Raw genomic sequence first — 8317 nt, forward strand, 5'->3', positions numbered from 1 at the left:
GCCCCTCTGGCCGATGTGGCGCGAGCCTCAGGCGACCTGAGCCGGGTGGTCTTGCGCGCGATGCCCGGTCGCGACACCTTCACCGACCCAATTGCCGGAGTCGTCATGCGTCCGCTTCTCGTCCTGCTGGCCAGCCTGGCCGTGTTCACCCCGGCCCTCGCCGCCGAGACGCCCGCGCCCTCCACCGACCAGCCGGTGCTGCGGACCCTGGCCGCCGAGGTCGATCCCAAGGCGCTGGAGGCCTCGATCCGGTCGATGGTCGGGTTCGGCACCCGCCACACCCTATCGGACCAGACCTCCAAGACGCGCGGCATCGGCGCGGCCCGGGCCTGGGCCGCGACCCGGTTCGGCGAGATCAGCCAGGCCTGCGGCGGCTGCATCCTGACGGTCATGCCCTACGACACGGTCACCGGCCGCCGCGTGCCGACCCCGACCAAGGTCATGAACGTGCTGGGGGTTCAGAGGGGAACCACCGATCCGGACCGGGTGATCCTGATCGCCGGCCATCTCGACAGCCGGGTCACCGACGTGATGGACTTCACCAGCGACGCCCCGGGGCCAATGACGACGCCTCGGGCGTGGCCGCCGTCCTGGAAGCCGCGCGGGTGCTGTCCAAGCACAGGTTCCCCGCCACCCTGGTCTATGCGGTGCTGTCGGGCGAGGAGCAGGGCCTGCTGGGCGGCAAGATCCTGGCCGACCATGCCCGGGCCGAGGGCTGGAAGATCGAGGCCGATCTCAACAACGACATCATCGGCAACAGTCGCGGCCAGAGCGGGGTGATGAACAACACCCAGGTCCGGGTGTTTTCCGAGGGCACCAAGGCGGTCGAGACGCCCGAACAGGCCAATAGCCGGCGCTATAACGGCGGCGAGGTCGACAGCCCGTCGCGCAACGTCGCCCGCTATCTGGACGGCCTGGCCGATCGCTATCTGAGCAATTTCGACGTGGTGATGGTCTATCGCACCGACCGCTATGGCCGGGGCGGCGACCAGGTGCCGCTGCTCGAGGCCGGCTATCCGGCGGTGCGGGTCACCGAGGCGGCCGAGAACTATGACCGCCAGCACCAGACTCTGCGCACCGAGAACGGCAAGGCCTATGGCGACACCATCGAGGGCGTCGACTTCGCCTATCTGGCCCAGGTCACCCGGCTGAACGTGGTGGCGCTGGCCTCGCTGGCCTCGGCCCCGGCCCCGCCCGCGGGCGTCAGGATCGAGGGCGCGGTCAGCCCCGACACCAAGGTCAGCTGGACGGCGACCCCGGGGCGGCCGGCTATCGGGTCTGGTGGCGCGGCACCACCGACCCGCAGTGGCGCTACAGCCGCTGGGTGGGGCAGGGGACCAGCCTGGTCCTCAAGGACGTGGTGATCGACGACTGGTTCTTCGGCGTCTCGTCGGTCAGCGCCGACGGCTGGGAAAGTCCGGTGGTGTTTCCGGGGGCGGCCGGGGCGTTCGAAAGCCCGCCGCCGGCCCCGGCGGCCGCCGCTGTCGCGACGCCGAAATAGCCGCTGTCGTCAGGCCGCCAGGCTGGGCCACAGCTGGGCCGCGCCGGCCACGGCGGTGGTGGCGATCACCGTCCAGCCGAGCAGCAGGGCGACCATCGGATGGCGCTGCCACCAGTGAACCAGACGCGTAGGGGTGTTCGTCAATCGAGCCATGCGTAACCTCCCTTGGGCTTTTCTCCGGGCGGCGGACACGGCGCTCGGGGTCCCTGTGAAGAACGATGCGCTTGAATGCTATCCGGGACGTTAATCCGGGGTGCGACGAAATCGCCCACCATTTCGGCCGCGCGCCGGCGGGACGTGGCGGCCGTTTCAGCCGGTTGTCACGCGCCGAACGGATGAAGTAGAGCCTGTTGATCGGTTGCGGATGAGTCCATTCGCGGCCAACCGGCTCCTGGCCCTGAAGGTGAGTTCTCGATGCTTAGATTTGTCGGTTTGGCCCTGGCCCTGTCCCTGACGGCCGCGCCGGTTCTGGCCCAGGACGCGGCCGCCCCGCCCGCCGCCACCGCCCCCGTAACGGGCGCCCTGGCCGCCGGCCAGGCCTTCCTGGCGACCAACGCCAAGGCTCCGGGCGTGGTCACCCTGCCGTCGGGCCTGCAATACAAGGTCGTGACCTCGGGTCCCAAGACCGGCCCCTCGCCCAAGATCGGCGACATCATCAAGGTGCATTACGAGGGCAAGCTGCTGGACGGCACGGTGTTCGACAGCTCGTTCGAGCGCGGCCGCGCCGCGATCATGCCGGCCGAGAACCTGGTGCCCGGCTGGCTGGAGGCCCTGCCGCTGATGCATGTCGGCGACGAGTGGACCCTGTGGCTGCCGGCCGAGCTCGGCTATGGCGACCGCGACAACGGCCCGATCCCGGCCGGCAGCGTCATGCAGTTCCGCCTGCAGCTGATCGGCATGCTGGCGGTGGACTGAGGCGGATCCTCCCCCTGAAGGGGGAGGTGGCCCGGAGGGCCGGAGGGGGGAGTAGTCCCCGCCGTTCCGGGAACTTCCCCTCCGTCGCTCCGCGACACCTCCCCTTCGGGGGAGGATCTACACCGCCCGCGACGTCATCAGCGGCTGGATCCTCGTCCCGAAATTCTCCACCCCCTGCACGAAGTCGTCGAACACCAGCAGCACCCCGGCCGTGCCGGGCACGGCGGCGACCTCGTCGAGCATGCGGGCGACGCTCTCATAGGACCCGACCAGCGTGCCCATGTTGAGGTTCACCGCCGAGGCGGCGGCCGCCAGCTGGGTGGTGTTGGTGGTGGCGCCGGCGGCGGCGTTGGGCGCGGCCTGGTCGGTCAGCCAGGCCAGGGCCTCCTGGTCGGCCCCGTCGCGATAGGCCTGCCACTTGGCCATGGCCGCCTCATCGGTCTCGTCGGCGATGATCATGAACAGGATATAGGCGGCCACGTCGCGGCCGGTCTTGGCGGCGGCGGCCTTGAGCCGGTCATTGACCGAGGCGAAGGCGGCCGGGGTGTTGGTCCCCTTGCCGAGGGCGAAGCTGTAATCGGCATACTGGGCGGTGAAGGCCAGGCCCTCGTCGCTGGAGCCGGCGCAGATCAGCTTGGTGTCCAGCGGCCGGGGGCTGACCCGGCAGTCGTTCATGGTGAAATACTGGCCCTTGAAGTCGCTGACCCCGGTGGTCAGCAGGTCCTTCAGCACGGTCGTATATTCGGCCAGGTAGTTGTAGCGGTCCTTGTAGTGCTGCTCGCCCGGCCATAGGCCCATCTGGTCATATTCGGCCTTCTGCCAGCCGGTCACCAGATTGATGCCGAAGCGGCCGGGGGCGATCGAGTCGATGGTCGAGGCCATGCGGGCGACGATGGCCGGCGGGATGGTCAGGGTGGCGGCGGTGGCGAAGATCTTGATCTTGCTGGTCACGGCCGCCAAGCCGGCCATCAGGGTGAAGCTTTCGAGATTGTGCTCCCAGAACTGGGTCTTGCCGCCAAAGCCGCGCAGCTTGATCATCGAGAGCGCGAAGTCGAACCCGTACTGTTCCGCCTTCAGCACGATCTCCTTGTTGAGCTCGAAACTGGGCATGTACTGCGGGGCCGCCTCGGAGATCAGCCAGCCATTGTTGCCGATCGGAATGAAAACGCCGATTTCCATGGTTTCTAGATCCTTGTGGCTTGAGCCAAGATTTTCAGAGTCCGCTTCCCCGGCGAAGGCCGGGGCCCAGATTCAACCCGGGAGATTGGGGCGTTCTCGCCGACGGTCGGAGCCCCCGCCGCGACGCTCATCCCGCGATCTGGGCCCCGGCCTTCGCCGGGGAGAGCGGGGATGGGGCGGGTAGAGCATCAGTCCCCCTCCAGAAACGGGACCACCGTCGCATTGAACGTCTCGGCCGCCGTCACCGTGAAGGCGTGACCGCCCCAGGGCGCGACGTCCAGGGTGGCGTTGGGCAGGCGCTGGGCCAGGCGGCGCGCGCAGAGCGGCGGGACAAGCATGTCGTCGGCGCTGGCGCTGACCAGGACCGGGCCGGTGATCTCGCCTAGCCGGTCGTCGATGTCGAAATCGAGCAGGGCCTGGATCCGGGCCCGCATCACCGCCTGCGGCGGGAAGGCGGCGACATGGTGGGCGCCCTCGGCGTCGATCCGGGCGCTGTTGGCCGAGATCCAGTCGGGCGGATAGAGGAACAGCGGCTGGGCCTCGACATAGGCCTGCGCCCCGCCCGCCGCCAGCAGGCGCAGGCGGGCGGCGAAACAGCGGGCGATATGCGGGTCGGGCCGCGACCAGCCATTGACCACCACCAGCCGGTCCAGCCGGTCGGGATGCGACAGGGCCAGGGCCAGGCCGGCATTGCCGCCGGCCGCGTGGCCGACCAGATGGGCCCGCGCCACGCCGACGGCGTCCAGCACCGTGACGATGTCGTCGGCCATGGCCTGGACCGTATGCGGCTCGGTGAGGGCGCGGACGCTGCGCCCCGTGCCGCGATGGTCATAGAGGATCACCCGGAACCGGGCCGTCAGGGCGGCCATCTGCGGTCCCCAGAACGCCGCCGAGCCGCCCAGGCCGGCCGACAGGATCACGGCGGCGGCGTCGGGCGAGGGGCCGTCATGGGCCTCCCACCACAGGCCGTCGGCGGTTCCCGTGGCGCTGGGCGTCATGAGCGCCTCAGGCCTTTCCAGTCGCGGGGCCGATATGGGCGATGGTGGCGATCTCGACCAGGAAGTCGGGCCGCACCAGGCCGCACTGGATGCAGAACCGGGCCGGCTTGTCGCCCGGGAAGTACTCGGCATAGACCTTGTTGAGGGCGGCGTAGTCGGCCCAGTCCTTGAGGAAGATGTGGTTCATGGTCACGTCATCCATGGTGCCGCCGGCGGTCTCGATCACCGACTTGATGGTCTCCAGCACGATCCGCGTCTGACCCTCGGCGTCGCCGACGCAGGCGACATTGTTGTCCTTGTCGAAGGCCAGGGTGCCCGAGACATAGACCACCCCGTCGGCCAGGGTGCCGGGCGAGAAGGGGGCGATCGGCACGCCGGCGCCGGGCGGGGTGATGACGGTCTTGGGCATGGTGTGGTCCTCTTTTGTAGGGTGTATCAACCGCCGCTGGCCCCCTCCGGCCCTCCGGGCCACCTCCCCCAGAGGGGGAGGATCTTCGCCGCGCCCGCCAAATGCTCCCCCTCTGGGGGAGCTGTCGCGGAGCGACTGAGGGGGTGTTGGCGTTAGCTCGGCTCCAGCTGCCCGAACGCGGCGCGGAAATCCGCCGTGGTCGAGACCCAGCCGAAGAACTTTTCGATATTGTACAGACTGGCCTCCTGCAGGAAGTCCGGCCCCGCCTGATGGGTGGCGTCGGCCAGGACCGTGCCGAAATATTCCAGGAAGAAGCCGTCGCGCAGGGTCGATTCCACGCAGACATTGGTGGCGATGCCGACCAGCACGATGTGGCGGATGCTCCGGGCCCGCAGCACGCTGTCGAGCTGGGAGTTGAAGAAGCCGCTGTAGCGGGTCTTGGGCAGGACGATGTCGCCGGGTTTCGGCTGCAGGTCGTCGACCAGGGCATAGTCCCAGCCGCCGCGCGCCAGCAGTTGGCCCTGCAGTTCGGGCCGGGCCCGCATGGTCTTCAGGGCGTTGGACTTGTGGAAGTTGGGCGAGCCCGGGCCGCCGGCCTCGACATAGTCGGGGTCCCAGCCGTTCTGGAAGAAGATCACCGGCAGGCCCGCGCCGCGCGCCACGTCGAGCACCTCGGCGATCTTGCCGATCACCGCCTTGGCCCCGGCGATGTCGAAGCCGGCCAGGTCCAGATAGCCGCCGGGCGAGGCATAGGCGTTCTGCATGTCGACCACGATCACGGCGGTCTTGTCGCGCGGCAGGGCCAGGGGTTCGGGCCGGGCCGCCAGCAGCAGGGTGTCGCCCAGTGGATCGGTCATGCCGTCAGCGTTTCCCGTGATCTCAAGACGGGCATGGAAGACCATCCGGGGCGGGGAGGCAATCTTTGCGCGCCGCTATTGTCGCGTCGGGATCAAACTGTCCGTGAACGGTGCATTGACGGGCCGGCGCCGCCGGGGCGGGGCGCCGGCCGCCGCCCGAGCAACCTCGCGCCCCGAGGGGCGTTTGGGCCTGACCCGTGGCAAAGGCTAGGAACCTGACATGCTCGCCCTACTGACGACCGCCGCCCTGGCCGCCTCGGTCCTGACCTCGGGCCCCGCCGCCCTGGCCCCGGCTTTCGGCAATACGGTCGTCTCGACCTATCCGGACGGCCGCCAGGCGCGGCTTTGGCTCAATCGCGACGGCGGCTACCGGGCGACCGGCCGGCGCGGCAAGGCCTCCAGCGGAACCTGGAGCCTGAAGGGCGGCAAGGTCTGCCTCAAGCAGCGCAAGCCGATCGCCGCCCCGATCACCTTCTGCGCGCCCTACAGGTCCGGCGGGGTGGGCACGCGGTGGACCGGCAAGGCGGTGACCGGCGAAACCATCCAGATCGCTCTGGTCGCCGGCCGCTAGGGTGCCGCGCCCCGGCCTGGCGCGGCTGCAGGCGACCGTGCCTTCCCTGATCGAAGCGGCCTGCCGGCTGGGCTATGCGGCGCGCGGCGCGGTCTATCTGAGCATGGGCGTCCTGGCCCTGCTGGCGGCCCTGGACCGCCTGCCCCGGGCCAGCGGCGCCGGCGAGGCGATCGAGGCCTGGGCGCGCTGGCCGATCGGCCTGGCCCTGATCGCGGCGGTCGGCCTGGGCCTGGTGTTCTTCGCCGTCTGGCGGGGGCTGCAGTCGGTGTGCGACGCCGATGGTCACGGGACGACGCCCAAGGCCTGGGCCGTGCGGGCCGGCCAGCTGCTGAGCGGCCTGGTCTATGGCGCCCTGGCCCTGTCGGCCTTCGAGCTGCTCGACGGTCTGGAGGACGTGCGCGAGGCCGACGAGACCGGCGAGATGCGGGCCGCCGCCGCCCGGGTCCTGGCCCTGCCGGGCGGCGACCGGCTGCTGCTGGCCGCGGGTCTGGTGGTGCTGGCCTTCGGGATCGGCAACCTGATCCAGGGGGCGTTGCAGGATTTCGGCAAGCGGCTGCGCTGTGCGCCGGCGGTCTGCGCCCGGGTCGTGCCCCTGGCCCGCCTCGGCTATGCCGCCCGGGGGCTGGCGATCCTGCCGCTGGGCTATTTCCTGTGCCAGGCCGGCCTTGCGGCCCGCGCCAGCCCGGCCCGCAGCTGGGCCGACGCCCTGCAGGCCCTGGAGGCCCAGCCGTTCGGCTCGACCCTGCTGGCCGCCATCGCCCTGGGCCTGACGGCGTTCGGGCTGTTTGGCCTGGCCGAGGCCTGGTTCCGGGTGATCAAGCCGGCCGAGGCGATCAGCGCCTAGGCCTGCACCGGTCCGGTCGACTCGCGGACGATCAGCTCGAACGGCAGCAGGTGGTGCGAGCGGTCGGCCTGGCCCGGGGTGGCGGCGGCGTCGATCAGGATCCTGGCCCCGAGGGCGGCCATCTCGGCGACCGGCTGGCGGATGGTGGTCATCGGCGGAAACGAGAAGCGGATGCTGGGCGAGTCGTCGAAGGTGGCCACCGACAGGTCGCGCGGCGTGCTCAGCCCCAGGCGCTGGGCGACGTGCAGCACCGCCAGGGCCATCTCGTCATTGCTGGCGATGATCGCGGTCGGGCGCGGCGACTGGGCCAGCAGGATCTCGGCCGCCCGGGCTCCGCCCTCGAAAGTGAAGTCGCCCGGGGTCACCCCGGCGCGCGGATCGCTGACGCCGGCGGCCCGCAGGGCCTCGACGAAGCCGTCCTCGCGCCGGGCGCTGACGGCGAAGCGGGCGCTGCCGGTGATGAAGCCGATCCGCCGGTGACCCAGCTCCAGCAGGTGGCCGGTCAGGACCCGGGCCGCCTCGGCGTCGTCCAGGGCCACGCTGTGCCCGGGTCCGTCGGCCATCGAGCCCATGCGGACGAAGGGGATCTGCCGCCGGGCCAGAACGGCCAGCACGTCCGGATGATCGCTGCTGGGCGGGGTCAGGATCACCCCGTCGGGCCGCAGGGTCGACAGCACCGCCGCCACCCGCCGCTCCAGCTGCTCGGACTCCAGGTCGATCAGCTCCAGCAGCAGGTGATAGCCGCGGGCGTCGCACTCCAGCATCGCCCCGTACTGCATGCGGTCGATCCAGTTGTTGCCGCGGTCGCTGCGCCAGTTTTCCAGGGTCAGGGCGCGGTCGTTGAAGGCGACGATCAGATAGGACTTGGCCCCGCCCATCCGCCGCGCGGCGATATTGGGGCTGTAGCCGAGGGTTCTCGATGGCCGCCTGGACCCGGGCAGGAGCTCGGCCGAGACATTGGGTTCGTTATTGACCACCCGCGACACGGTCTTGACCGACACCCCGGCCATCTCGGCGACATGGACGATGGTGACGCTGCGCAT

General features: G+C 70.4%; 9 protein-coding genes and 1 pseudogene. 4 read left to right on the plus strand and 6 right to left on the minus strand.

The window, feature by feature from the left end; all coding sequences use genetic code 11:
* The first annotated feature begins 105 nt into the window (after nucleotides 1–105).
* A pseudogene (locus CSW58_RS07015) lies at nucleotides 106–1501 on the plus strand (M28 family peptidase).
* Nucleotides 1502–1510: 9 nt separating this feature from the next.
* Here the strand turns inward: CSW58_RS07015 and CSW58_RS14025 are convergent.
* On the minus strand, nucleotides 1511–1654 hold the full coding sequence (locus tag CSW58_RS14025) for a hypothetical protein (RefSeq protein ID WP_161494582.1): 144 nt from the start codon (nucleotides 1652–1654) through the stop codon (nucleotides 1511–1513).
* A 261-nt stretch (nucleotides 1655–1915) separates the two neighbouring features.
* Here CSW58_RS14025 and CSW58_RS07020 point away from each other — a divergent pair, with 261 nt between their 5' ends.
* Entirely contained in the window at nucleotides 1916–2416 is a 501-nt protein-coding gene (locus CSW58_RS07020) for an FKBP-type peptidyl-prolyl cis-trans isomerase (protein WP_099446806.1), read from the plus strand.
* 117 nt (nucleotides 2417–2533) lie between these two features.
* Here the strand turns inward: CSW58_RS07020 and rutA are convergent, their stop codons facing one another.
* From rutA to rutB, 4 genes are all read right to left on the minus strand, one after another.
* Nucleotides 2534–3595: a pyrimidine utilization protein A gene (gene rutA, locus CSW58_RS07025; RefSeq protein ID WP_099446807.1), complete on the minus strand. Its 1062-nt coding sequence runs from the start codon at nucleotides 3593–3595 to the stop codon at nucleotides 2534–2536.
* Nucleotides 3596–3783: 188 nt separating this feature from the next.
* Entirely contained in the window at nucleotides 3784–4593 is an 810-nt protein-coding gene (rutD, locus tag CSW58_RS07030; protein ID WP_099446808.1) for a pyrimidine utilization protein D, read from the minus strand.
* Between the two features lie 7 nt (nucleotides 4594–4600).
* Nucleotides 4601–5002 carry a pyrimidine utilization protein C gene (gene rutC / locus CSW58_RS07035; protein ID WP_099446809.1) on the minus strand — a complete coding sequence of 134 codons (402 nt, stop codon included), beginning with the start codon at nucleotides 5000–5002 and terminating at the stop codon, nucleotides 4601–4603.
* A 152-nt stretch (nucleotides 5003–5154) separates the two neighbouring features.
* Nucleotides 5155–5859, minus strand: a complete 705-nt coding sequence (gene rutB / locus CSW58_RS07040; protein ID WP_143755112.1) for a pyrimidine utilization protein B — start codon at nucleotides 5857–5859, stop codon at nucleotides 5155–5157.
* A gap of 220 nt (nucleotides 5860–6079) precedes the next feature.
* Between rutB and CSW58_RS07045 the strand changes: the two genes are divergently transcribed.
* The gene (locus CSW58_RS07045) at nucleotides 6080–6430 is read left to right on the plus strand and encodes a hypothetical protein (protein WP_099446810.1); all 351 of its coding nucleotides are present in this window, start codon (nucleotides 6080–6082) and stop codon (nucleotides 6428–6430) included.
* Nucleotides 6431–6467: 37 nt separating this feature from the next.
* The gene (locus tag CSW58_RS07050; protein WP_099446813.1) at nucleotides 6468–7274 is read left to right on the plus strand and encodes a DUF1206 domain-containing protein; all 807 of its coding nucleotides are present in this window, start codon (nucleotides 6468–6470) and stop codon (nucleotides 7272–7274) included.
* Here the strand turns inward: CSW58_RS07050 and CSW58_RS07055 are convergent.
* On the minus strand, nucleotides 7271–8317 hold a 1047-nt coding region (locus CSW58_RS07055), incomplete at its 5' end, for a LacI family DNA-binding transcriptional regulator (RefSeq protein WP_099446811.1). The genes CSW58_RS07050 and CSW58_RS07055 overlap by 4 nt on opposite strands.

This window comes from Caulobacter sp. B11 (assembly GCF_002737765.1).
Taxonomy (GTDB): domain Bacteria; phylum Pseudomonadota; class Alphaproteobacteria; order Caulobacterales; family Caulobacteraceae; genus Caulobacter.